The 25,355-nt window shown below is 57.7% G+C and carries 14 protein-coding genes; 12 read left to right on the top strand and 2 right to left on the bottom strand.

Annotated elements, in window-relative coordinates; translation table 11 throughout:
* The first annotated feature begins 55 nt into the window (after positions 1-55).
* From AC6I8X_RS25905 to AC6I8X_RS25935, 7 genes are all read left to right on the top strand, one after another.
* A complete protein-coding gene (locus AC6I8X_RS25905) occupies positions 56-1,204 on the top strand; it encodes an efflux RND transporter periplasmic adaptor subunit (RefSeq protein WP_497841911.1) in 1,149 nt (382 codons plus the stop codon).
* Positions 1,201-4,263 (top strand): efflux RND transporter permease subunit, encoded by a 3,063-nt coding sequence (locus tag AC6I8X_RS25910; RefSeq protein WP_497841912.1) that lies wholly within the window; start codon positions 1,201-1,203, stop codon positions 4,261-4,263. The genes AC6I8X_RS25905 and AC6I8X_RS25910 overlap by 4 nt, the downstream gene beginning before the upstream one ends.
* Before the next feature lie 191 nt (positions 4,264-4,454).
* Positions 4,455-4,745 carry a hypothetical protein gene (locus AC6I8X_RS25915; RefSeq protein WP_313681917.1) on the top strand — a complete coding sequence of 97 codons (291 nt, stop codon included), beginning with the start codon at positions 4,455-4,457 and terminating at the stop codon, positions 4,743-4,745.
* A 22-nt stretch (positions 4,746-4,767) separates the two neighbouring features.
* Entirely contained in the window at positions 4,768-5,019 is a 252-nt protein-coding gene (locus tag AC6I8X_RS25920) for a hypothetical protein (RefSeq protein ID WP_497841914.1), read from the top strand.
* Positions 5,020-5,259: 240 nt separating this feature from the next.
* The gene (locus tag AC6I8X_RS25925) at positions 5,260-6,924 is read left to right on the top strand and encodes a ShlB/FhaC/HecB family hemolysin secretion/activation protein (protein ID WP_497841916.1); all 1,665 of its coding nucleotides are present in this window, start codon (positions 5,260-5,262) and stop codon (positions 6,922-6,924) included.
* 12 nt (positions 6,925-6,936) lie between these two features.
* Positions 6,937-18,345, top strand: coding sequence for a hemagglutinin repeat-containing protein (locus tag AC6I8X_RS25930; RefSeq protein WP_497841917.1), 11,409 nt, complete (start codon positions 6,937-6,939; stop codon positions 18,343-18,345).
* Positions 18,346-18,367: 22 nt separating this feature from the next.
* Positions 18,368-18,556 carry a DUF4926 domain-containing protein gene (locus AC6I8X_RS25935; protein WP_497841919.1) on the top strand — a complete coding sequence of 63 codons (189 nt, stop codon included), beginning with the start codon at positions 18,368-18,370 and terminating at the stop codon, positions 18,554-18,556.
* Positions 18,557-18,925: 369 nt separating this feature from the next.
* Here the strand turns inward: AC6I8X_RS25935 and AC6I8X_RS25940 are convergent, their stop codons facing one another.
* Complete coding sequence (locus AC6I8X_RS25940) at positions 18,926-19,420, bottom strand: nuclear transport factor 2 family protein (protein ID WP_497841920.1); 495 nt, start codon at positions 19,418-19,420, stop codon at positions 18,926-18,928.
* A gap of 135 nt (positions 19,421-19,555) precedes the next feature.
* Between AC6I8X_RS25940 and AC6I8X_RS25945 the strand changes: the two genes are divergently transcribed.
* Positions 19,556-19,870: a winged helix-turn-helix transcriptional regulator gene (locus AC6I8X_RS25945; protein WP_497841921.1), complete on the top strand. Its 315-nt coding sequence runs from the start codon at positions 19,556-19,558 to the stop codon at positions 19,868-19,870.
* 4 nt (positions 19,871-19,874) lie between these two features.
* On the opposite strand, the gene ripR is transcribed toward AC6I8X_RS25945, so the two are convergent.
* A complete protein-coding gene (gene ripR / locus AC6I8X_RS25950) occupies positions 19,875-20,753 on the bottom strand; it encodes an itaconate degradation transcriptional regulator RipR (RefSeq protein ID WP_497841922.1) in 879 nt (292 codons plus the stop codon).
* Positions 20,754-20,844: 91 nt separating this feature from the next.
* Between ripR and ripC the strand changes: the two genes are divergently transcribed.
* Genes ripC through poxB form a run of 4 tightly spaced genes read left to right on the top strand, consistent with a single transcriptional unit; the run spans position 20,845 to position 25,309 of the window.
* A complete protein-coding gene (gene ripC / locus AC6I8X_RS25955; protein ID WP_497841923.1) occupies positions 20,845-21,687 on the top strand; it encodes an itaconate degradation C-C-lyase RipC in 843 nt (280 codons plus the stop codon).
* A 22-nt stretch (positions 21,688-21,709) separates the two neighbouring features.
* Complete coding sequence (gene ripB / locus AC6I8X_RS25960; protein ID WP_497841924.1) at positions 21,710-22,237, top strand: (R)-specific enoyl-CoA hydratase RipB/Ich; 528 nt, start codon at positions 21,710-21,712, stop codon at positions 22,235-22,237.
* Between the two features lie 11 nt (positions 22,238-22,248).
* Positions 22,249-23,571: an itaconate CoA-transferase RipA/Ict gene (gene ripA / locus AC6I8X_RS25965; protein ID WP_497841925.1), complete on the top strand. Its 1,323-nt coding sequence runs from the start codon at positions 22,249-22,251 to the stop codon at positions 23,569-23,571.
* A gap of 10 nt (positions 23,572-23,581) precedes the next feature.
* Complete coding sequence (gene poxB, locus AC6I8X_RS25970) at positions 23,582-25,309, top strand: ubiquinone-dependent pyruvate dehydrogenase (protein WP_497841926.1); 1,728 nt, start codon at positions 23,582-23,584, stop codon at positions 25,307-25,309.
* Positions 25,310-25,355: the final 46 nt, after the last annotated feature.

A 25,355-nucleotide genomic window follows, 5' to 3' on the forward strand; every position in this document is an offset into this window, starting at 1 on the left:
TAAATCCTGACATTGTTCCGGTTGAATGGCCGGAACCTTGTTCAGGAACACTGCCATGACGGAAAATCTTTCTGACCTGCCCGATTGTGTGCGGCAGGTACTGCGCCACCTCTGCACGCTCCACCGACTGGCCCTGCCAGGATACTGCCTGCTGGCGCTGCCGGTTGTGCTGCTGCTGACCGCCTGCGGCGGGAAGCCGGAAAAACAGGTGGCACCGCCAAGGCCGGTTCGCACCATCACGGCACCCGTGCCAACAGGTATTGGTCTGCTGGCCCGGACCGGTGAAATCCGCCCGCACGATGAAGTGGCCCTGGGTTTCCGGCTCGACGGCCGCCTGCTGACGCGCGCGGTGGATGTGGGTGACAGCGTAACGGCGGGACAACTGCTGGGCACGCTGGAGAGCGATACGCCACAGAATCAGCTCAGCAGCGCACGCGCCGACCTTGCCAGCGCTCTGGCTGCTGAGCGCCTGGCAGCACTGAACCTGAAACGCATGACGCAGCTGATGCCATCCGGGGCCATTGCCCGCGTACAGCTGGATACCGCGCGTTCAGACTGGCAGACCGCAGCGTCACGCCGTCAGAGCAGTGAAGCTGCCCTGAAGACGGCGCAGGACAATCTGAGCTGGACACGCCTGACCGCACCGGCCGCAGGCGTGATCACGCAGGTCAGCGCGCAGCCGGGGCAGGTGCTGAGTGCCGGACAGCCCGTGGTAACGCTGGCTGTCAGCGGCGGCCGGGATGCCGTGATCGATGTGGCGGACCCGCAGCAGTTTTCCCGCCAGGCCGGGACATTCATCATTTCTCTCACCAGTGATCCGACAGTGAGCTGCACTGGCACGCTGCGTGATATCAGCCCACAGGCGGATCCGCAGACCCGCACCTGGCGCGTACGTATCCGCCTCACTGACCCACCATCCGGCATGATGCTGGGAGCCAGCGTGCAGGTCAGGCAGGCCGCATCCGGGCCGGGTCTGATATCCCTGCCGGCTTCGGCGCTGACCTGGACGGGCGGAAAACCGGCGGTGTTCGTGGTCAACACACTCTCGCATCGGCTGGAATTCAGAGTCATTACCCTGGGCGGATATACCGCCAGCGCTATCCTGGTGTCTGCCGGTGTGGCGCCTGGCGATGCGGTGGTGATTGCAGGCGTCAGCCAGCTGCGGCAGGGAGAAACCGTCGCCTTTGGAGAGGAGACAGAATGAACCGCTCGTCCTTCAATCTCTCGGCCTGGGCGCTGAATCATCAGCAGCTCATTATCTTTTTTATGTTGCTGGTGATGGCCGCAGGCATCCTGAGCTTTGAAAAGCTGCCGCGTAACGAAGACCCGGCCTTTACGATCAAGACTGCGGTAGTATCAACTTCCTGGCCGGGAGCCACCGTGCAGGATACGGTCAACCTGGTGACGGACACGCTGGAGAAAAAGCTCCAGGAGATCCCGTATCTGGATTATGTAGAAAGCGATACGCACGCCGGTCAGTCGGTGATCTTTGTCAACCTGAGGGATGATACCCCGCCCGCTCAGGTACCGGGCATCTGGTATCAGGTGCGCAAAAAGATGCAGGATATCGCCGCGTCGCTGCCATCCGGCGTACAGGGACCGGCGGTTGATGACGAATTTGATGATACCTTTGGCACCATCTACGGGTTTACCGCTGAGGGATTTAGCCCGCGGGAACTGCGCGATCGGGTGGAGGATATCCGCCGCGACCTGATGTCGCTGCCGGACGTGGGAAAAATCCGCCTGATCGGGGTGCAGGAAGAACAACTCGTCATCGCTTTCTCCCCGCGCCAGCTGGCGGGTATGGGGATTACCCTGCAACAGGTCAGTGACGCGCTGAAGGCGCAGAATGCGGTCGAGCCTGCCGGCACGCTGCGTACGGACCGCGAGCAGGTATCGCTTCGCGTCAGCGGCGCGCTGACGTCAGAAAAGAGCCTGCAGGCGGTTACGCTGTATATCGATGGTCGTTATATTCCCCTGACCGCTATCGCCACTGTCCGTCGCGAAACGGCAGAACCCCCGTCACCGGTGTTCCGCGTCAACGGAAAACCAGCCATCGGTCTGGCGATTTCTATGGCCGCCACCGGGAATATGACCGACTTTGGTCAGGCCCTGAATACCCGCATGGGGCTGCTCAGCCAGCAGCTACCGCACGGAATCGCGATGGTGAAAGTCGCCGACCAGTCGGCCGTGGTGGCAAACGCCATCAGCGGATTTATCCGCGTGCTGGCTGAAGCCGTCGCCATCGTGCTTGCCGTGTCGTTTGTGTCACTGGGCCTGCGCGCTGGCCTGGTAGTGGCAGCGGCGATACCGCTGGTACTGGCTCTGACCTTTACCGGCATGCTGCTTGCCGGTATCGGTCTGCAACGCATCTCGCTCGGCGCGCTGATTATCGCGCTCGGTCTGCTGGTTGATGATGCCATGATAACGGTGGAAACCATGGTATCGCGCCTTGAAGCGGGTGAATCACGCCGCGCGGCGGCTACCTATGCTTTCAGGACAACTGCGTTTCCGATGCTGACCGGTACGCTGGTGATGATTGCCGGGTTTATCCCGGTGGGATTTGCGGCCTCCAGCGCCGGGGAATACTGCTACACGCTGTTTGCCGTGATGCTGATCGCGCTGCTCTGTTCATGGGTGGTCGCCATCCTGTTTTCGCCGCTTATCGGTGTACGGATTTTACCTGTAACACTGAAAATACATGTGGACAGCGGGGCGCCGGGCAGGCTCCGGCGCGGATATTATCGTCTGCTGGCCATAACCCTGCGTCACCGGGCAATCACTGTCGGAGCCGCGCTGGTTCTGCTGGGGCTGGCTGCGTATGGCACGACCTTTATGCAGGGTGAATTCTTCCCCGCCTCTGATCGGCCCGAACTGCTGGTCAGCCTGACGCTGGCGGCTGACGCCTCTCAGGGCGAAACAGGGCGTCAGACAGCCCGACTGGAAAAAGCATTAATCCGTGACCCGGATGTTGATCATTTTTCCAGTTATGTCGGGTCAGGGGCGATACGCTTTTACCTGCCGATGGATGTCCTGCTGGATAATGAAAACACCGCCCAGCTGGTGGTGGTGGCGAAAGACCTGCCGGCGCGCGACCGGCTGCAAAGCACGCTGGATAACCTGCTGGCCCGCCAGTTCAGCGACATCACCAGCCGCGTTTCCCCACTGGAACTTGGTCCGCCGGTGGGCTGGCCGGTGAAATACCGCATCACCGGGCCGGACTACGGGCAGGTAAAGGTGATTGCGCATAAGCTGGCATCAATGCTGGGTCAGAGCCCCTGTACGCGTGAGGTCAACCTCAGCGCGGGAGAGCCTGAACGGGTCATCACCCTCAATGTTAATCAGACGGCCGCCAGGGCGGCGGGCGTGTCGTCGCAGCGTATCGCTCAGATGCTGAACACCGTCTGGTCAGGGGCGACAGTCACCACGGTGCGCGATGATAATCGGCTGATTGATGTGGTGCTGCGCGCGGATGACGCGGAGCGTCAGGATTTAACGACGTTGTCCGGCATGCTGCTGACCAATGACCAGGGGCAGAAAATACCGCTCAGCCAGGTTGCCACACCTGAATGGGGCCTGGATGACCCGGTTATCTGGCGGCGTCAGCGGCAGCCTTATATCACCGTACAGACCGACGTGGCACCGGGGATGCGTGCCGGGGCTGTCTCACAACAACTGCTGCCATTGGTGAACCGGCTACGTGCCACACTGCCGCCTGGTTATCAGATAGAGGAGGGCGGGACGGTGGCTGAATCAGATAAAGGCAACAACTCCGTGTATGCCATGCTGCCGGTGACGCTGACGGTGATGCTGATGTTGTTGATGGTACAACTTCAGCGGTTTTCCCGCATGCTGCTGGCACTGCTGATGGCGCCCTTTGGTCTCATCGGTATTGTGCTGGCGATGTTGCCAACCGGCACACCAATGGGGTTTGTCGCGCTGCTGGGCATTATTGCGCTGGCGGGTATGATAATCCGCAACGCGGTGATTCTTATCAGTGAAGCTGACAACAATGTACGGGAAGGAATGGTGTATGACGCGGCGATCATCACCGCAGCCGGGCACCGTGCCCGGCCGATACTGCTGACCGCCTGTGCGGCGATACTCGGGATGCTGCCGATTTCAGAACAGGTATTCTGGGGGCCTATGGCGTATGCCATTATCGGGGGATTATTGGTGGCAACACTGGTGACGCTGACGGTTCTTCCGGCCGCAATGAGTTTGGTTATGCAGAAAGAACGGCCATGGTCAGACAAGCGGTGATTGTCGGGGTTATCCCTGAAAGTGTTACGGAGGCGATGGACTACGTTTATTCAGTAATAATGACTGAATAAAATCAATGATTAATAACTTTATCGTTATCATGCATGTGAAATTTCAAAAAGGTTTACCAGAAAGTGAAAGTGACGAAACGAGCGCTGAAACCCGTTTGCAGGACACTGATAAGTACAGGAATGGCTTTTTTAATTATTTCATGCAGCGCTATACCCTCCGTGCATGTACCGGAGGGGAAGTGTGATGCTATTGCGGATTACGATATCAGTTTCTCCCGGTTTGATGAAACCGCTCAACAACTCGCACACGGGACAGGATGTTTTATCCATACGGATCTCAGCCGTACGGCTGCGGTGAGGGTAAATCCGGTTAAGGGCAGAATGACAATCCGTGAAGCACTCCATTTGGCCGTCGTGGGAACAGGGTTGAACGTGACTGAACAGCAGGCTGACTTCATGACGGTAAGATAATGGATGAAAAAGAAGCCGGTGTATGAGCAAAGCATTAAAGTTCTCTCTGCTGTGTTGCCTGGTACTCTCAGCATTTACTTGTGGCGTATTGATCGCGTCCATTCTGTTTCCAGCATGGCACACGCCTTTAATGAGTAATGGCACAGCGTTAGATTATGTTGGCATGTCGCTCAGATGGGCACAGAAACGTCATCATTGGGGATCACCAAATCCACCCGGCAGTGACACTCTTTCCCTGATGAATCCTGTAAAAGACGGCACATTCCTGCAATGATTACATCGACAAGTCTAATATGACATATAAGTTAAACAGAACGCATTTGCAAAATAATAATTTACACCAAGTATCCCGCTAAATATTTGCCTTAAGAGAGCTGCCCTGCATGCATTAATTCGAATAATTCACACCATATCGTTTTCCTGGCAATCCAGGAAAAAACCGATTGTTTAAGTGTTATCCTGCTCTCTCGAATTTACACAACCTTTACAATCAGATTAATTAAACATTTCCATTATGATGGCAAAAACAGGGACGTGGCTGGCGCTGGGCGTGGTGCTGATTTCAGGCAGTGCTGCTGCCGCACCATTATCACCCGGCGACCGTGATTTTATTCAGACTCAGCAGCAACAGCGCCTGCAGCAGGACCAGCAGCAGCGCGATGCGCTGTCGCAGACGATATCTCCGCAGAGCACGCCAGACAGGGCTTCGTCGCAGTCCGGGCCATGTTTTTCCATTCATCAGATTGATATTCGCAACGCCACGCTGATTTCTGTCAGCCAGCAACAGGCACTGATCAAACCTTATATTAATCGCTGTCTCGACTTAACCAAAATTAATTCACTGGTGCACGACATCTCTGACTGGTATATGCAGCGTGGCTATATTACCAGCCGTGCCTTTTTAACCGAACAGGATTTGTCGCACGGTGAATTAATTATTCCGGTACTGGAAGGGAAATTAGACGCTATTCGTCTCGACGGTAAACATCCCGTGATGTTGCAGATGGTTTTCCCCGGACTGGAAGGCAAGATTCTCAACCTGCGCGATATTGAGCAGGGCATGGAGCAGATTAACCGGCTGCGCGCGACGCCGGTACAGATTGATATCCTGCCGTCACCCAGAGTGGGTTATTCGGTGGTGAATCTGACGGCGCGCCCGGAATTTCCGGTGACCGCCTCACTCGGTTTTGATAACAGCGGCCAGAAAAGTACCGGTGTCGGTCAGCTGACGGGGTCGCTGGTCGGCAATAACCTGCTGGGACTGGCGGACCGCTGGTTTATCAGCGGCGGTCGCAGCAGCGACTTCCGCGACTGGCGGGATGCGCAGAACGTTCAGGCCGGTGTCAGCGTGCCTTACGGCTACGGTCTGCTGGACTACAGCTACAGCTGGAGCAACTACCACAGCAGCTTCGTCAATAACGGCTTCACCTGGTTCAGCTCGGGCGACAATATCGCACACCGCCTGAATGGTTCCTGGGTGTTATTCCGCAACGGCGATATCAAAACCGGCGTGCAGCTGGGGCTGAACCATTATTCCAGCCGCAACTATCTCAATGACACGCTGCTGGAAAGCAGCAGCCGCAAAATCACCAGTATCCAGCTGGGTATTAACCATACCCAGAAAATCCTCGGCGGCATCGCCACCCTGAATCCGGTGTTCAGCCGCGGTATGCCGTGGTTTGAGGCTGAAAGCGACGCGGGAAAAACCGGTGATTTACCCAAAGCGGAATTCCGCAAATGGAGCATCAGCGCCAGCTTCCAGCGTCCACTGACCAGCAAACTCTGGTGGCTGAGCAGCTTTTACGCGCAGTGGTCGCCGGACCGTCTGTATGGCAGCGAACGCCTGACAATCGGCGGTGAAAGCTCGGTACGCGGTTTCAAAGAGCAGTATCTCTCCGGCGACAGCGGCGGCTACCTGCGCAATGAACTGAATTACAGCCTGTTCACTTTGCCAGCAATAGGTGAAGTCAGCGCCCTGGCAGCCATCGATGGCGGCTGGCTGAAAAGCGACCCGCAGGACCGCGAGTCCACCGGCACGCTGTGGGGCAGTGCGGTGGGCCTCAGCACCCGCAATAAATATTTTTACACCCAGTACACGCTCGGCATCCCGCTGAGTTATCCCGGTTATCTGCATCCGGATCACGTCAGCATCTACGCCCGCATCGGGCTGGTTTTCTAAGAGGTCATGATTATGGACGATCGTCAGCCTGTCTCCCCGTTCCGCCGCATTCTGAGCTATGTGGTCTGTTACCTGATTGCGGTACAGCCGATGCTGCCAGCGGCAGCCGCTGCCATCACGCCGGTGACGCCGGGTACGCAGATGGACGCGGCGGGTAACGGTGTGCCGGTCGTCAATATCGCCACGCCGAATCAGGCGGGGATCTCCCATAACCAGTATCAGCAGTACAACGTCGGTTCTGAGGGGCTGATCCTCAATAACGCCACCGGTCAGCTCACCCAGACCCAGCTCGGGGGGCTGGTCCAGAACAACCCCAATCTGGCCGCCGGGCACGAAGCCCAGGCCATCATCAATGAAGTGACCGGAGCCAGCCGCAGCCAGCTCCAGGGCTACACCGAAGTGGCAGGCAAAGCCGCCAGCGTGATGGTCGCCAACCCGTATGGCATCACCTGTAACGGCTGCGGCTTTATCAATACGCCGAACGTCACGCTGACCACCGGCAAACCGCAGCTGGATGCCAGCGGCAATCTCTCGGCGCTGGATGTAACCAGAGGCTCGGTGATTGTCGAAGGCCAGGGGCTGGATGGCAGCCGTGCCGACGCCGTGTCGATCGTGGCGCGCGCCACGCAGATCAACGCCGGGATCTATGCGAAAGACCTGTCGATCACCGCCGGGGCCAACCGGGTCGGGGCCGATGGTTCCGTGACACCGATTGCCGGAGAAGGGGATGCGCCAACGGTGGCAGTGGATACCGGCGCGCTGGGTGGCATGTACGCCAACCGTATTCATCTGGTGTCCAGCGAGCAGGGCGTCGGCGTCAACCTCGGCAATCTGAATACGTCGGTCGGGGATATGCAGATCGACGCCAGTGGCAGGCTGACGATCGCCAATGCGACATCGGCGGGCAAACTCTCCGCCAGCGGGCAGTCCATCGCGTTACAGGGTGCCCAGCAGTCGGGCGGGGATATGACGCTCAGCAGCCAGGGGCAGCTTGCCGTGCAGGGCAGCCAGGTGAACAGCAGTGGTAATCTGACGATGAGCGCCGGACAGCTGACGTCCGGTAGTACCGCACAGGTGGCCGCGGTCGGCAATATCAGCGCGGCGGCGGGCAATAGCGGGCAGTGGCAGGGCAGCCTGACGGCGGGGAAAGATTTACAGCTGAACGCCGGCGATTTCACCAACAGCGGGCTGATGGCCGCCACCGGCAATGCATATCTGAACGCGCAGCACCTGACCAACAACGGTACCCTCCAGGCGCTGAACCAGACGCTGCAGACAACATCACTGGATAACGACGGTAATCTGCTGGCAAGTGGGGCACAGCAGATCAGCAGCGGCAGTCTGACCAACCGCGGCACGCTTCAGGCGCAGAGCCAGACGCTGCAGACAACATTGCTGGATAACAGCGGCAAGCTGCTGGCAACCGGGGCGCAGCAAATCAATACCGGTAGCCTGACGAACAGCGGTACGCTTCAGGCTCAGGCGCAGACGGTTCATGCCACTTCGCTGAATAACAGCGGCAGGATACAGGCCGCAGCAACGCAGCAGATTCAGGCGGGCAGTCTGGACAATAACGGCACCCTCGGGTCGGACGGCGTATTACAGCTGACGGCCGACCAGGTGCTGACTCAGGGGGCGGATGGCACGATCACCGCTGCGGGTGCGCTGGGGATCACCGCCGGGCAGGCCACACTCGCCGGTCATATCACCGGCCAGCATGCCAGCCAGTTAGGCTTTGGCTCCCTCAACACCACGGATGATTTCTCCCTTTCCAGCGCCGGTGATCTGAGCCTGACCGCCGACAGCGCACAGCTGGGCGGATTACTGTCCGGCAACGGCGAGCTGACAGGACGCTTCGGACAGCTGACCACCGCTGCCGGTTCACAGCTCCAGTCCGGCAGCGATGCGGATATTCAGGCCACCGGCGGCACGTTTCTGAACGGTAATCTGCGCGCCGGGCAGAACCTGCATCTGGTGAGCGGATCGCTCAGCGCTGGCCGCGGCGCACAGGCTTACGCGGCGGGCAATGCCGACATCAGCGCCGGGCAGGATGGCGTGTGGAACGGCAGCCTGATGGCGGGTGGTAATCTGGGATTCGGTGCCACCTCGTTCACCAGCAACGGCACGCTGGCGGCCGCCGGTGATACCGACTTCACCGTGCAGCAGCTGACCAACGGCGGCCTGATTCAGGCGCAGGGCACCCAGACCCTGAACGCAGGCACGCTGAATAACAGCGGCAAAATGCAGTCGGGCGGGGCGCAGCAGGTCACCGCTGACACTCTCGACAGCCAGGGGCTGATGGGTTCGCAGCAGGGGCTGGATCTGCACATTACCGATCAGCTGACGCTCGGCGATCAGGGTTCGCTGTTTGCCGGTGACCGGCTTACCCTCAGCGGCGGCAAAGCCACGGTTAACGGTGCGCTGACCGGCAAAACCGGCCTGACGATCAATACCGATTCCCTCGATGCCGGTCAGAATGCGCAGATCACCAGCCTCGGTGATATGCAGCTCAGTGCTGCTCAGCAGACGCTGAACGGGCAGCTCTCCGCCAGCGGCAATGTCAGCCTGAATGCCAGCGATCTTGCGGTGGGTGACCAGGGCAGCGTGCACAGTGATAAGGCGCTTTCCGTAGCGGCCAGCCACACAGCGGCATTGTCAGGCTCCCTTGACGGGCAGACGCTGAACGCCAGCGGCGGATCGCTACAGGTAAGCGACACCGGCTCGCTGACCTCCACCGGTGATATGCAGTTATCCACCCGCCAGCAGCAGCTGGATGGCACCACCAGCGCCGGGGGCAATCTGACCCTGAATGCCGATACGCTGAATGCTGCACAGACCGGCAGAACCTCGGCACAGAACGATATCCAGGCTACCGTCGCACAGGGCGGACAATGGGCTGGCAGCCTGATCGCCGGACGTGACCTGAACTTCACCTCCGGGGATTTCAGCAGCAGCGGCACACTCGCCGCCAACCGCAACGGACAGTTCAGCTTTGGCACCTTCACCAACGATGGCCTGCTTCAGTCACTCGGCACCCAGCAGCTGACCGGTGACATCCTGAACAACAACGGCACCGCGCAGTCCGGTGATGACCAGACGCTGACGCTGAACCGGCTGAATAATCAGGGGCTGACCGGTACCAGCGGCAATCTGGCGCTGAATGTACGTGACAACGTCACGACGGGTGACGCAAGCACGCTGCTCGCCGGGGGGCAGCTGGCGTTACACACGGCGCAGGCCGATTTGGGCGGCAGCCTGAGCGGAACCCAGGGCGCGGAGCTTAACGCGTCATTGTTGACCAGCCGAGCCGGTTCGGTACAGAGCAGCCAGGGCGATATCAGCGTCAGTGCGGATAGCGCGCGTCTGAACGGCTTCCTCTCCGCCGACGGCAGTCTGGCCCTGACCACGCAGCAGCTGGCCACCGGCAGTGACTCGCAGACGCAGGGTAAAAATTCGCTCGGCATCCGTGCAGCGGACACCGCCGATCTGGGCGGCAGACTGGTCACGCCAGGGGCATTAAGCCTTGAGGCTGGCACGCTGACCAACGCCGCCGCGCTGGGCGCGTACAGCGTGGATATTCATGCCGGTCAGATGACCAACAGCGGAGCGATCACTGCCGACGACGGCCTGCATATTCAGGCGGATACCCTGCAACAACAGGGCAGCCTCAGCGCACAGAATCAGATGAACCTTGAAGGCCAGACGCTGGTGAATCAGGGCACCCTTTCCACGCACGACCTCGGAATTAACGTCACCGGCAGCCTGACCAATCAGCAGACCGGGATCATCGCGGCAGCCGGAAACGCCCAACTGACCACCCCGGATCTGACTAATAACGGCACGCTGGCGACACAGACGCTGGGCGTCAGCGCCGGGGCTCTCACCAATAATGGGCTGTTGCAGGGGACCGGGGCAAACACGCTGACGGCCGATACCCTGATCAACGGCGCACAGGGGCAGGTGCTGTCAGCAGGTACGCTTGAGGTGCATGCCGGTGTCACGCAGAACCAGGGGCGTCTCCAGTCCGGTCAGCTGAACCTGACCGGCAACAGCCTGACCAGCAGCGGTACCCTGCTGGGCACCACCGGGCTGAACGCGCAGATGCAGGGAGACCTGAACAACAGCGGCAGCCTGCTGTCATCCGGTGATGCCACGGTGCAGGCCGGGACGCTGGAAAACAGCGGCCAGTTGCTCAGTGAAAAAACCACCACGCTGAACGCCACACAGCTGACCAACCAGGGACAGATCCAGGGTGACACCCTGGCGCTCAACGCCGGGAGCGCCGACAACAGCGGCAACCTGATTGGCCTCAAGGCGCTGACGGCGCAGTTACAGCAGGATCTGATCAACGCCACCTCCGGCAGGCTGCTCACTCAGGGCGCGCTGAACGTGACGGCCGGGAAAGTGACCAACAACGGCAGCTGGCAGTCCGGCAGCACCGGGCTGCACGCCAGCCAGCTGGATCTGAACGGATCGATTCAGACCACAACCCTGGCTGACCTGAACCTGACCGGCGCACTCAACACCCAGGCGCAGGGCAAAATCGTCTCGACCGGTCTGGCCATTTTGCAGGCGGGCAGCCTGAATAATCAGGGAAGCTGGTCGGCGGATAATCTCAGCATTCAGGGAGATTCGCTGACCACCAGCGGCACCCTCACCGGAGTCAGCGCGCTGAGCACCACGCTCGGCGGCCAGTTGCAGGTATTGCAGGGTGGCGCGCTGCTCAGCGCTGGCACCGGCACGTTCAATGCGGGCGATGTGGCTAACAGCGGCACTATCCAGGCGAATCACCTCGTGCTGACAACCGGCAGCCTGACCAACGCCGGACAGCTACAGGGGCAGCAGAGCCTGCAGGGCACGGTGCAGAATGCCGTCACCAACCTTAACGGTGGCACGCTGCGCAGCCAGGGGACGTTTGACCTCGGCGCACAGTCGCTGCTGAATCAGGGGCAGCTGCAGGGCGACGGGCTGAGCCAGCTGACGCTTACCGGTAAGCTCGATAACCAGGGCACCCTGCTGACCGGGGACCGCCTGACGCTCGCCGCACCGGCCATCAGCAACAGCGGGATATTACAGGCGCAGGGGCTGACCCTGACCGGCACCACGCTGACCAACAACGGCACCCTGACCGGGCTGGGGGACAGCACGCTGCAACTCGACCAGGCCAGTAACCAGGGACAGCTACAGGGTGACCGCCTGCAACTGACCGCAAATGCCCTGCACAACAGCGGCACGGTATTTGGCAACCAGTTGCTGGGGCTGAACCTGCAAAATACCGATAACCAGACCGGTGGCAGGCTTTACAGCGCCGGTGACCTGACGCTGACAACTCCGAGTCTGAATCAGGCGGGCAGCCTGCTGGCGCTGGGCAATATGACGCTACAGCTCGGCTCCGGTTTCACCCAGACCGGCACCCTGGCCGCCGGGCAGACCCTCAGCCTGAGCACGCAGGGTGATCTGAATGTGCTCGGGACGTTACAGGGTAACGGAATCCAGCTCAGCGCCAGCGGCAATATGGTGAACAATGGCCAGCTGCGCGGCGGCAGCGGCACGGTTGGCGTGGATGCCAGCAATATCACCCTGAATGACAGCGGCAGCGTGCAGTCTGGCGGCAATGTCCGGCTGACCAGCCAGGGCCAGCTCAGCAACTACGGCTTTGTCGGTGCGGCAGGCAACGTGCTGATGTCAGCTCCCGGCCAGCTGTATAACAACGCGCTGCTGTACGCAGGCAACAACATGCAGTTGCTGGCGGACCATATTCAGAATGATCGCGGCGATATTCTGGCGGGCAACAGCCTGTGGATGCAGAAAGATACGGCGGGGAATGTCAGCACGGAGGTGGTCAACAACTCCGGCAATATCGAGACCACCAACGGTGATATCAGCATCAATACCGGCCATCTGCTGAATCAGCGCGATGGTCTGGATGCGACCAGTACGACAGTGGCGGCAGAAAGTCCGGCAGCAGGAAGCCCGACCAAAATTACGCTGCGTGCCTCTGATTTTGCCAAAGATGAACTCGACGCCTACTCGGTCACCGACCATGAGGGCAGTGACGGCAAAAACAACGGCGTGACTGTCACCCGCAATTACGTCAAACCGGTTGATACCGGGCTGGAAAAACGTTACCTGATCGGTACCTCAACGGTTGCGGTCACGGCCAGTGGTGGCGCAGGACGTATCGCCGCCAGTCACAATCTCAACGTTGCGGCCGGCACGCTGGATAACCTCGCCGGTAATTTGCTGGCCGGACAGGATATTTCACTGTCCGGTAACGAGCTGAATAACCAATCCTGGCAACCCTCGGTTCAGCAGGAATATCTGACCTATTCATTCGACACCAAACAGGGCAGCAAGGTCTATCAGGGCACGGCGTACAACGCCAGTTTTGATTACTACCTGACCGGCACCCCTGAATATGAAACCACCACCACGGGCGAAGGATATCGCGCCGTTATTCAGGCCGGTGGCGCCGTTAATGCCAGCTTCAGCAATAACATCAGCAATACCACCACCACGGCCAATGCGGGCAGCTTAACTCACGCCATCAGCGCTCCGACCCTGAACGGGACAACCGCACTGCAAACGGTGAGTGGCGCGCAGAATCAGCAACTGGCAGCGGACAGCAACCTGGTGGTCGGTTCAGTGCAGTGGACCAGTTCGGTCAGCGGCGCGTTGCAGCAAATCGGCAACACGGGCGCGGCACTCACCGATTATCCCCTGCCGACCAGCAACAATGGCCTGTTTGTCGCCAGTAAAGATCCGTCCAGCCCGTACCTGATCACCACCAACCCGCAGCTGGGCAGCGTGGGGAAAACTGATGCGTCGCTGTTTACCGCGCTGAATGATTATCTGGCAAAACCGACAGCCGCCGTCTCTTCACCGGATCAGAAATCGGCCCCGGCAACTCCTGCGCTGAGCCTGGCTGGTGCGTCGTCATCAGTTCAGGTCACGGCTCCGTCAGCACAGATGACGGCCCCGGTAACTCAGGCGGCGACGCCCGCCACCACGCCCCGCACGGAAACGGCTGCCGTCTATACCGATCCGTCACAGTTTATCGGTTCGTCTTACCTGCTGAACCGACTGAACCTGGCACCGGACACCGACTACAAATTCCTCGGCGATGCGGCATTTGATACCCGCTACGTCAGCAATGCGGTACTCAGCCAGACCGGGCAACGTTATATCGGCGGCACCGGTTCTGACCTGGCGCAGATGCAGTATCTGCTCGACAACGCGGCAGCGCAGCAGCAGGGGCTGGGGCTACAGTTCGGCGTCAGCCTGACGCCGGAACAGGTCGCCGGGCTGACGAAAAGCATCGTCTGGTGGGAAAAAACCACCATTGACGGCCAGACGGTGCTGGTCCCGAAACTGTATCTGTCCCCGGATGACACTACCGTGGCAGATGGCAGCGTGATTGCCGGGAACACGGTCAATCTCGATGCCGGAAGTATCGTTAACAGCGGCAGTACCCTGAAAGCGGAGACCCAGCTGGCAGCGAAAAGCAGCACCACGCTGGACAACCTCAGTGCCGGGCTGATTAGCTCCGGCGGCAGCGTGCAGCTGAGCGCGCTGGGTGATATCAACAACATCGGCTCCTCGATTGCCGGGCAGACGGTGGCGCTGGCTTCCGTCAGCGGGGATATCAATAACGTCACCCAGGCGCAGCAGTGGAGTTCGACGCCGGTCAGCGCCGGTAAAACCTCGCAACTGACGTTCAGCCAGACCCAGACCGGTGATGTCGCCAGCATTGCGGCCAGTAAAGGGCTGTCACTCAGCGCCGGAAACAATATCAACAACACCGGCGCGAAACTGACAGCGGGCAGCGACCTGCAACTGGTGGCGCTGAACGATCTCAACATCAGCGGCAATGCGCTCAGTACCACCCAAACCACGAAGAACGGCACGTCACAGACAACCAGCAGCCAGGCGGGTGACGTCAGCGCGGGCGGTGATCTGGCGGCGTATGCGGGCCATGATCTGACGGTGGCAGGCAGCGCGATCGCCGCCACGGGCGACGCCAGCCTGACGGCAGGTAATGACCTCAGCCTGAACACGATGGACAACAGCAGCCATCAGACCAGCGGCAGCAACAAAACTGACAACAACAATGCCACCCGCGCGGTGGTCAGCAGCGGTGCCGATCTGACGCTGGACGCGGGGCGTGATATCAATTCGCAGGCCGCGCAGCTCTCAGCCACGGGAGATGCGTCACTCAGTGCCGGACGCGATGTTAACCTGAATGCGCAGCAGACCAGCACTTACAGCGAAACCCACGGCCACCAGAGCGTCAGCATCCGGCAGGAAGTTGCGCAGGAAGGCACCGAGCTTGCCAGCGGCGGAAACACCCGCATCGCTGCCGGAAACGACATCACCACCCAGGCCGCCCAGGTTAATGCCACTGGCGACCTCGCCCTGAACGCCGGACATGATGTGAATATCACTACCGCGACGGAAAGTGACTATTCATACGACGAAGCGACCAAAACCAAAAAGAGCCTGTTCAGTAAAAAAACCACGCACACCATTGCCGAGGACAGTTCCACCACGGAAAAAGCCTCGCAGCTGAGCGGCGATCAGGTCTCGATCGTGGCGGGCAATGACCTGACGGTGAAAGGATCTTCGGTGGTGGGAGAGAGCGATACCGGCCTGAAAGCCGGTCATGACCTCAGCATCACCGCCGCTACAGAAGAACAGAGCAGCTATCGCCTGAGCGAAACGAAGAAAAGCGGCATGTTCAGCGGCGGCGGCCTCGGTGTGACCTTTGGCAGTGCCTCTTCCCGTCAGCAGCTGAAGCAGGACGGCACCACCCAGAGCCAGAGCGCCAGCGCGGTCGGCAGCACCGGCGGCAGCGTCACCCTGGTGGCGGGTAACGATGCTCATGTCGCCGGGTCTGACGTGATTGCGAAGCAGGATATCAGCCTGGTAGGTGGCTCCGTCACTATCGATCCGGGCAACGATACCCTGACGCGCCATCAGTCGTATGAGCAGAAGCAGAGCGGCCTGACGTTACAGATCAGCAGCCCGATCACCGATGCACTGCTGACGCTGGGATCGCAGGCGAAAGAGGCCACCGAGGCCGGGAATGACCGCCTGAAGGCGCTGGATGCCGTGAAGATGCTGGAGACCGGCTGGGCGCTGGGGAAAGGGGCAACACAGTCCGCCACGGCGCTGGCAAAAGGTGATCTGAAAGACGCAGGTATCACGATTTCGCTCAGCGTCGGGGCCAGCAAAAGCCAGTCCAGCTCGGATTACAGCAGCAACACCGTCAGCGGCAGTTCCCTGAGCGGGGGTGGCAATGTCAATGTGATCGCCACCGGCGCCAATGGCAGCAGCGGTGACATCAGTATGGCGGGCAGCGGTATTACCGGCCAGAATGTAACGCTGGCCGCCGCCCATGACCTGAACCTGGTGGCCGCCAGCAATAACACCGACCAGAAAAGCAGTAACTCATCCTCCGGCTGGAGCGTGGGCGGGCATATTGCTTATGGGAAGAAGATCGGCTTCGGCGTGCAGGCCAGCGGTTATGTCGCCAGCGGATCCGATAACGGCAACAGCACCGAATACGTTAACAGCCGCGTCAACGCCAGCGATACCCTGACGCTCAGCAGCGGCAACGACACGCTGCTCTCCGGCGCGCAGGCGCTGGGCAACCGTATCGTTGCTGATGCCGGTAACAACCTGACCATCACCAGCTTGCAGGACATCGACAACTACCAGAGCAAACAGCAGAGCGCCAGCGGCGGCTTCAGCTTCACCTGGGGCAGCATGAGCGCCTCGGCCGGGCTGAGCGTCAGCACCAGCAAAGTGAACAGTGAATACGCCAGCGTCGGCGACCAGAGCGGGCTGTTTGCCGGGAACGGCGGCTTTGACATCTTCGCCGGGAATCACACCCAGCTGAACGGGGCGGTGATTGCCTCCACCGCCGATGCGGCGAATAACACCTTCTCCACCGGCACCCTCGGCTGGGACAGCATCGGTAACCATGCCGAGTACCACGCCAGCAGCGCCTCGGTGGGCTTCAGCGGCAGCTTTGACAGCAGCCAGAAACCGGGTGAGCAGTACTCTGCCAGCGGGCTGCCGGCCATGGTTAACATGTCGGGCAGCGCCTCCGGCACCACCCGTTCAGCGGTGGCGGACGGCACCATTAACGTGCGTGATACGCAGAACCAGACGCAGGACGTGGCGGGGCTGAGCCGCGACACCGACAACGCCAACGGCCATATCGACAAGATTTTCGACAAAGAGAAAGTCGAAAACCAGATGGCGTTTGCACAGGGTGTGCAGGAGCTGGCCGGTAAGGTGGCGGGGGACGTCAGCGCCTACAAGCTGGACGCGGCAGAAAAAGAAGTGTCGGACCGCCTGCTGAAGGAGAACCCGAAGTACGCCACGCTGTCGCAGGAAGCGCTGCACGATAAGGTGCTGGCTGACCCGGCTTACAAGGCGGTGGCGGCCGACTGGGGCACCGGCGGAACGTATTCGATGGTCACCAGCGCGGTGGCCGGTGCGCTGGGCGGGCTGAGCGCCGGTAACCTGGGTGCCGCAGCCAGCGGGGCGATGGCACCGTATATCGCCAATGAAATCAAGAAGCAAACGACAACCTATGACGCAGAGGGAAATCCGCACCCCAATCTGATAACCAACACCATGGCCCACGCAGTGGCGGGCGCAGTGCTGGCGCAGCTGGCAGGGAATGATGCAGCGGCAGGTGCTGCCGGAGCGGCCGGTGGTGAGCTGATGGCGCATGCGATAATTGCGACGATGTATCCGGGTGTTACAGACCCGAATACGCTGACGGAAAGCCAGAAGCAGACGGTCAGTGCGCTGAGCCAGATTGCGGCAGGGCTGGCAGGGGGGCTGGCATCGGATTCGGGGCTGGGCGCAGGGACGGGAGCCGTGGCCGGGAAGAATGCGGTTGAAAATAACACGCTGGGTGAGGATGAAGACGAGTTCGAAAAGACACACGGGAACCGTCCTGTCAAAACGTACCCTGTTAATCCAATGGGGCCGAAGGTTCTGGATGAAGATGGCGAGCCAATCAAAGGAGGGGGAAGTGGGATACTTAAGGGAAATGAGCCAACCGGGAAAGTTGTCAAAAACACTTCTGAAACACAGTCTAGCGTCGATAAAAAATTGACCACCTATCTTTTAGATAAAGATCATCCAGTTGGGGGAAGCAAAGCCGAATGGTTTGACAGTGCTCTTGGGTTCAACAAAAACAATTCAGATTCATTGGCTAAGCAGATAATTTTTGATCCTGAAACAGCAATTGTTACATCTGAAACACAGTTTGGAGTTAAATATGATCAGATGATTTCAATAACTGGAGCTAATGGTAGGACCATTGATGTTAAATTTGGATGGATTAAGAATAACGATGGTGTAGTCAGGTTAGTCACCGCTATCCCTACTAAGAAATAATTGTAACATGGGAGCATCCTCAATGTTAAAAGAGCATGACATGGTTAAGGCGAAAAGAGACTTATCAGCATTGATTTCAAAAGATCGTCTAGGAGCGGTGGTGATGGTATATCAAACACCAATATTGGCTTATGAAGTTGAGTTCATCGATGGCGGAGGTGAAACCTTAGATATAATTACTGTTTACCCAGATGACATCCAGGCAGTTTAGTAAGGAACCAGGCACGTAGTGACTAATCTGGCAAGGGGCTTTTTCAGAGTCGGGGTTAGAGCGATGTCCGTGAAGAATATGGTTGCGAATAACTATCTGAGTGCCGGATATCAGGTGCTGACTGCCAGAATGTAAGCAGATCAGCACTTTGAGAGAAAACGCAAGCAATCGTTCCTCGACAAGTTATGTAACATCGTCTGCTAGCTCCCAAGGATGACAGTATATTTAACATAATTCACGTTTTGCGTAATCTCATATCTTATTGATTTAAATACATATAACGTCATATCCAGTTTTTTTCCTGTCGATGCATCCCTGCAAACCACAACCATCCAGTATGACATTCAGGCTAAGATGAAGCCTGAGAATTCAACCTGCGACCGCAATTGCATCCCCAAAATACAATTCCAGCCGCCGAAACAAGATCCGCCAGCCTTTTTCTGTTCTCACCAGTTCATCATGAAATGCACCATTGGCATTGAAGTGAATGTTCGCCCCCTGATCTGCTCGCCCACGATGGGTGGCAAAGAAATCGGTCCTTGCCTGCGCCCGATCACCCTCGACAGTCACAACCGGCAGGCTCAACATATGCTGCCAGTTAGAAAAACCACTCATACTCCCGGGCTGTCCATTCTCTCCACGCATCCATAAAGCCAGTTCCCGATATGTTCCTGTCGGACCACCCGCAGCGCTGTAATCGACTTTTCCGTCCTCAGTGAAGGTCTCGTTCCACTGAGTCAGAATGGCAGAGTCATCCCCCTGATGACTGTCCTGACCCAGTGAATAGCGGGCTATGGTGTCCTGAATATCCTGACGATCCAGCAGATACTGGAGCTGATCGGCGTTTATTGTTAAGTCGGACATGCTGTTTTCCTTTTTCAGGTTCCTGGCGACACCGCGTCTTCAGGTATTTCGGGCATGTTAGCGACATGGTATATATCAGACAAGAATGCACTATTTCGTTATATACTTACCAAAAAGTAACCATGAGACTGAATTGTGAAAACATCAACATGCTCAGCCGGACAGCTGGCTGATGCGTTACGCGTGCTGGAAGGTCGCTGGAAAACGCTGATTATTTACCATCTTTTTAGTGCGCCAGTGATGCGTAACTCCGAGTTACGCAGAGCGATACCGGAGGTATCTCAGAAGATGCTGATCCAGCAATTGCGCGATCTCGAACGGGATGGCGTTGTCAGTCGCACTGTGTATCCTGAAGTGCCACCGAAAGTTGAATACCGGCTGACAGATCAGGGACGTGCACTTCAGCCCGCCCTGCAGGCATTACAGGACTGGGCCGCGCAGCGTGACTGATGTTTCACACAAGCGTCTGTAATACAAAATTGCGTAGAACCGGAGAAGTGTCCGCCCGCCTGAACGCCAGAGCCAGTTTAGCAACCGGTGCTTCATCCTCGATCTGGCGGAATACGACCCCATTCACCTTAACCTGCCCCATTGAGGCGGGAACCACAGACACTCCCATTTCTGCGGCAACCAGATTAATCACTGAAGCGATTTGAGGTGCAAGTTGCACGATGTTGGGCTCAAATCCTGATTTACGGCACGCCTCAATCACAGAATCATAAAGCGTGGGGCCAATATCCCGAGGAAACAGCAGAAAATCGTCATCACACAATGTGCTGAGTGCGATTGATGCTTTCGATGCGGCAGGATGGCTCTCTGGCAATACCAGAACCATCGATTCTTCAGAAAGCAAACGCAACTGGAAACGATCGCTACCCGCAAAGCCCGGTCGCAGGAACACTGCATCCAGCGATCCCTCACTTAAACCATCCACCAGTCGGGTGGTATTCCCCTCTTCCAGCTGGAGTCGTACTTCTGGATAAGCACGCCTGAACGCTCTGATGGCGGCAGGCACCACGCTGTTAAACGCAGCAGAGGCTGTGAACCCCACTCTCAGTAAACCCAGCTCACCGCGAACAGCTCTCTGCGCGGCGCGGGAGGCGCGTTCAGCAGTGGCTGGCATCTCTTTAACAATCGCCAGAAACGCCTCTCCCGCTTCTGTCAGCTCTGCACCATAAGGCATGCGCCGGAACAAAACTGCACCCAGTTCATTTTCCAGGTCTTTAATCTGCTGGCTAAGCGGAGGCTGGCCTATGCCCAGCCTTGCAGCCGCTCGTGTGAAATGTCGCTCCTCTGCTACTGCCAGAAAATAGCGAATATGACGTAGCTCCATAATCATCTCCAAAAGCTATCAGGAATGCCTTTATCATATATTGGATAGATATCCGGCACGAGCGCAGACTTAACGTCACAGGAGGAACGTTATGTCTGATTATCTGAAACACCCTATGCGCAGCTGGTTATTTACACCCGCGACCCGACCGGAGCGTTTTGCCCACGCGGCTGCAAGTGGTGTCGATATTGCCATCATTGATCTGGAAGATTCCGTATCACCCGCAGACAAAGTAGCGGCGAGACACACTGCGGTGACATTCATTAAATCCCACCGCCCGGCTGAGTTACCACTGGCGCTACGAATTAATGGCCTGGATACGCCGGCCGGAATTGAGGACCTCTGTGCGTTGTTCGACCACGGAGCACAGCCGGATTATCTGATCCTGCCGAAAACGGAGTCTGCAAGCCATTTACAGATACTGGACCGCCTGCTGACGTCTACCGGCTCACAAACCTCGCTGATTGGTCTGATCGAGTCTTTACGTGGTCTGAACGCAGTAGAAACCATAGCAACAGCCACGACCAGACTGACCGGACTGATGTTTGGCGCTGCAGACATGGCTGCCGATATCGGTGCAGCGACGAGCTGGGAACCGCTGGCGCACGCCCGGAGCCGGATCATCAGCGCCTGTTCTGCCAGTGGCATCGTCGCGATCGATGCGCCTTTCTTTGATATTCACGACCAGGAAGGACTTGAAGCTGAAGTCCTCAAAGCAACGGTGTTTGGCTTTACCGCAAAGGCTGCCATCCATCCGGCTCAGATAAGCGTCATCAATACGCTTTTCACCCCCACAGAAGCAGAAATCACGCGGGCACGTTCAGTCCTTGCCGAGAACGCCAAAGGTGTTGGCACCCTGAACGGCATGATGATTGATGAGGCTGTTGCCCGCCAGGCGCGACGCATTCTTACCCGCGCTGGCCTGTCAGCCTGATTTCAACAACCCGGAGAACAATATGGACTCTTTACTACCTGCTTATAAGGCGGTGGGCGAACGTCGCTTCCGCGAAACTTCTGGCCTCTACTGGGAAGATTTTATTCCTGGCGACGTGTTTGAGCATCGACCCGGCAGGACGGTGCTGGATACGGATAATGTGTGGTTTACCCTTCTCACGCTCAATATTCAGCAGGTCCATTTTGATGCGGCTTACGCCAGCAAAACGGAATGGCAAAAGCTGCTGGTTGATTCAACCTTCACGCTCGCATTGCTGACCGGAATGAGTGTGCGCACGGTGAGTGCCAAAGTGGTCGCTAATCTTGGCTGGAACAACGTCAAAGCCACCCATCCTGTCTTCGCCGGTGACACGCTTTATGCAGAAAGTACGGTGCTGGATAAACGTGTCTCAAAAAGCCGCCCCGGACAGGGGATCGTGACAGTCAGTACCCGCGGAATTAACCAGGAAGGTACTGAGGTCATGAGTTTTGAACGCACCATGCTGGTTTATCGCCGCGGGCATTCACCTGAAGAAGCAACCGGATACTGAGGAGTTCATTCATGGACATCAACGCTCTTTATGCAGAGAAACTCACCACACCTGATGATGCTGTCTCTGGTATTCCGTCAGGCTCGCGCCTGTCGATGGGAATGTATGCCGGAGAACCCCCAGCCTTGCTGAACGCCCTGGCGCAACGGGCAGAACGGGGAGAAGTCGGTGATCTCCGGGTGTATTACTACGAAACGGCTAAGATCGCTGGTGACACGATCCTCCGTTATGAATTGAACGATCGGATAAAGCCCTACAGTATGTTTGTCACTGGCGTGGAACGTGCCCTTATTCGTCGTGGTCTGGAGGATGGCGGACGTAAGGTCATTAACTATGTGCCTTCAAATTTCCACCAGGCTCCCCGCCTGTTGGCTGATGAAATTGGGATCGACACGTTCGTGCACACGGTATCTCCAATGGACCAGCATGGTTACTTCAGTTTAGGTACGGGTAATGACTACTCTTCACGCATCGCCCGTTCCGCGCGCAGGCTTATCCTCGAGGTCAACAGCCACATGCCGCGCGTGCAGGGAGATGGCGCAGAGATTCATATTTCCGAAGTTGATGCAATCGTTGAAAACAACGTCCCGCTTATCGAGTTGCCGATACGCGCCGCCAGTCCTGTAGATGAAGCGATCAGCAGCATTATCGCCGGGCTGGTCCCGGATGGAGCTTGCCTGCAAATGGGGGTAGGCGCGTTGCCTAACCTTGTCTGCGCTGCTTTGCGGGAAAGAAATGATCTCGGTATCCATACTGAAGCGCTGAATCCTGGACTGGTTGAACTGGTCAGGGCTGGGGTGGTGACAAACCGGCGAAAAAGTATTGACCGGGGCAAGTCAGTATTCACTTTTGCCATGGGGCAAAAGGCTATGTATGACTATCTGGACGGTAACCCTTCCGTGTTCAGCCGGCCGGTTGATTACGTTAATGATCCCCGCATCATCGCCCGGAACGACAATGTCGTCTCGATTAATGCCACCCTGCAAATTGATCTGACCGGTGCCTGTAATTCGGAACATATGCTCGGCCATCAGTACAGCGCGTCAGGCGGTCAGCTTGATTTTGTCCGAGGGGCATACGCTTCGAAAGGTGGCCGTTCCATCATTGCGGCTCGTTCGACGGCGGCAAAAGGTGTCGTTTCCCGCATCGTTCCCCGACTGGATGGTCCGGTTACGACTCCGCGTATCGATACGCATTTCATCGTGACTGAATATGGCAGCGCTAACCTTAAGGGTTTGTCATCCACGGAACGCGCCCTGCGTATCATCGAACTGGCCCATCCCGACTTCAGGGATGAGCTGACTCTTGCTGCCAGAAAAATGCATCTGATTTAAGGAGTTCATCATGGCCAGAACTGTCGCTGACCAGATGGTCAGAACCCTTCATGACGCAGGTGTTAAACGTATCTATGGCATTGTCGGAGACAGCCTGAACGGTTTTACCGATGCCATCAGGCGTCACGGAGAAATCAGTTGGCTTCATGTCCGACATGAAGAAGTTGCCGCATTTGCAGCAGGTGCTGATGCCCAGGTCACTGGTGAACTCGCGGTCTGTGCGGGAAGCTGCGGCCCGGGTAATCTCCATCTGATTAACGGGCTGTTTGATTGCCACCGATCCGGGGTTCCGGTTGTTGCCATCGCGGCACATATCCCATCACCGGAAATCGGCACCGGATACTTCCAGGAAACCCATCCTGAACAGTTATTCAGGGAGTGTTCAGGATACTGTGAACTGGTCTCGACACCGGAACAGATGCCCCGGGTATTTGAAATTGCTGTGCGTCGTGCCCTCTCAGAACGCTGCGTAAGTGTCATTGTTATCCCCGGAGATGTTGCGCTGAAACAGGCAAGCTTAGCGCCTGCGGCACCACCCGCAGGACTTTTGCCTTCGGCCTCGCTAACCGTGCCACAGGATTCCTCACTCAGAGCACTCGCATCCATGCTCAACGATGCCAGACGCATAACATTACTCTGCGGTAGTGGCTGTGCCGGTGCTCACGATCAGCTTATGCAGCTTGCTGAAACCCTGAAAGCGCCAGTGGTTCACTCCATGCGCGGTAAAGAACATGTTGAATGGGAGAACCCCTTTGACGTTGGCATGACCGGGCTGATCGGCTTCTCTTCTGGTTATCATGCAATGGAGAGTTGTGATTTGCTGGTTATGCTCGGTACGGATTTTCCCTACAGACAGTTCCTGCCGCAAAAAGCGAAGGTTGCCCAGATTGATATTGATGCTGCAGCAGTAGGCAGGCGGATTGCGGTAGACATCGGATTGATTAGTCACATCAGCCCGACCCTGACTGCACTGCTACCTTTGCTGCATGAAAAGCAGGACACAAGTCATCTTGATACCGCACTGAAGCATTACATGCAGGCACGTAAAGGACTGGATGCGCTGGCTAAAGAGAACGAAGGAGGGAGACTTCATCCTCAACTCATTGCACGCCTGGTCGATGACGCTGCAGATGATAATGCGATTTTCACCTGCGATGTCGGTCTTCCTACTGTTTGGGCGGCGCGTTATCTGACCATGAATGGTCGTCGGCGTTTACTTGGTTCCTTCTGGCATGGTTCGATGGCGAACGCCCTGGCTCAGGCCATTGGCGCACAAGCCTCCAGCCCTGATCGGCAGGTCATCGCGCTGGCTGGTGATGGTGGTTTTTCTATGCTGATGGGTGACCTGCTCAGTCTGTCCCAGCTCAATCTTCCGGTCAAAGTTATCGTGTTTAACAACAGTGCACTGGGTTTTATTGAGCTAGAGCAGAAAGCATCGGGTTTTCTTGATACCGGTACCGGGCTGAAAAATCCTGACTTTGCCGCTATGGCGCAGGCTGCCGGAATCAAAGGGATTCGCATCGAGAACCCCGAAGAAGCTGAAGGGAAAATAGCCGAAGCGCTTAATTACCCTGGTCCGGTCGTGGTGGATGCGGTGGTAAGTCGAATGGAGCTGGCGATGCCGCCAAAAATCACGACTGAGATGGCAAAAGGATTCACTTTGTACATGGTCAAAGCCGTACTTAACGGCCGGGCAGATGAAGTCGTTGAGCTGGCGAAAACAAACCTTTTACGATGACATTGTCACAAGCAAGCTCCGATTCCCGACCAGAACCGGAGCTTTT

The organism is Pantoea sp. X-Soil-TKNS-1280 (assembly GCF_059730475.1).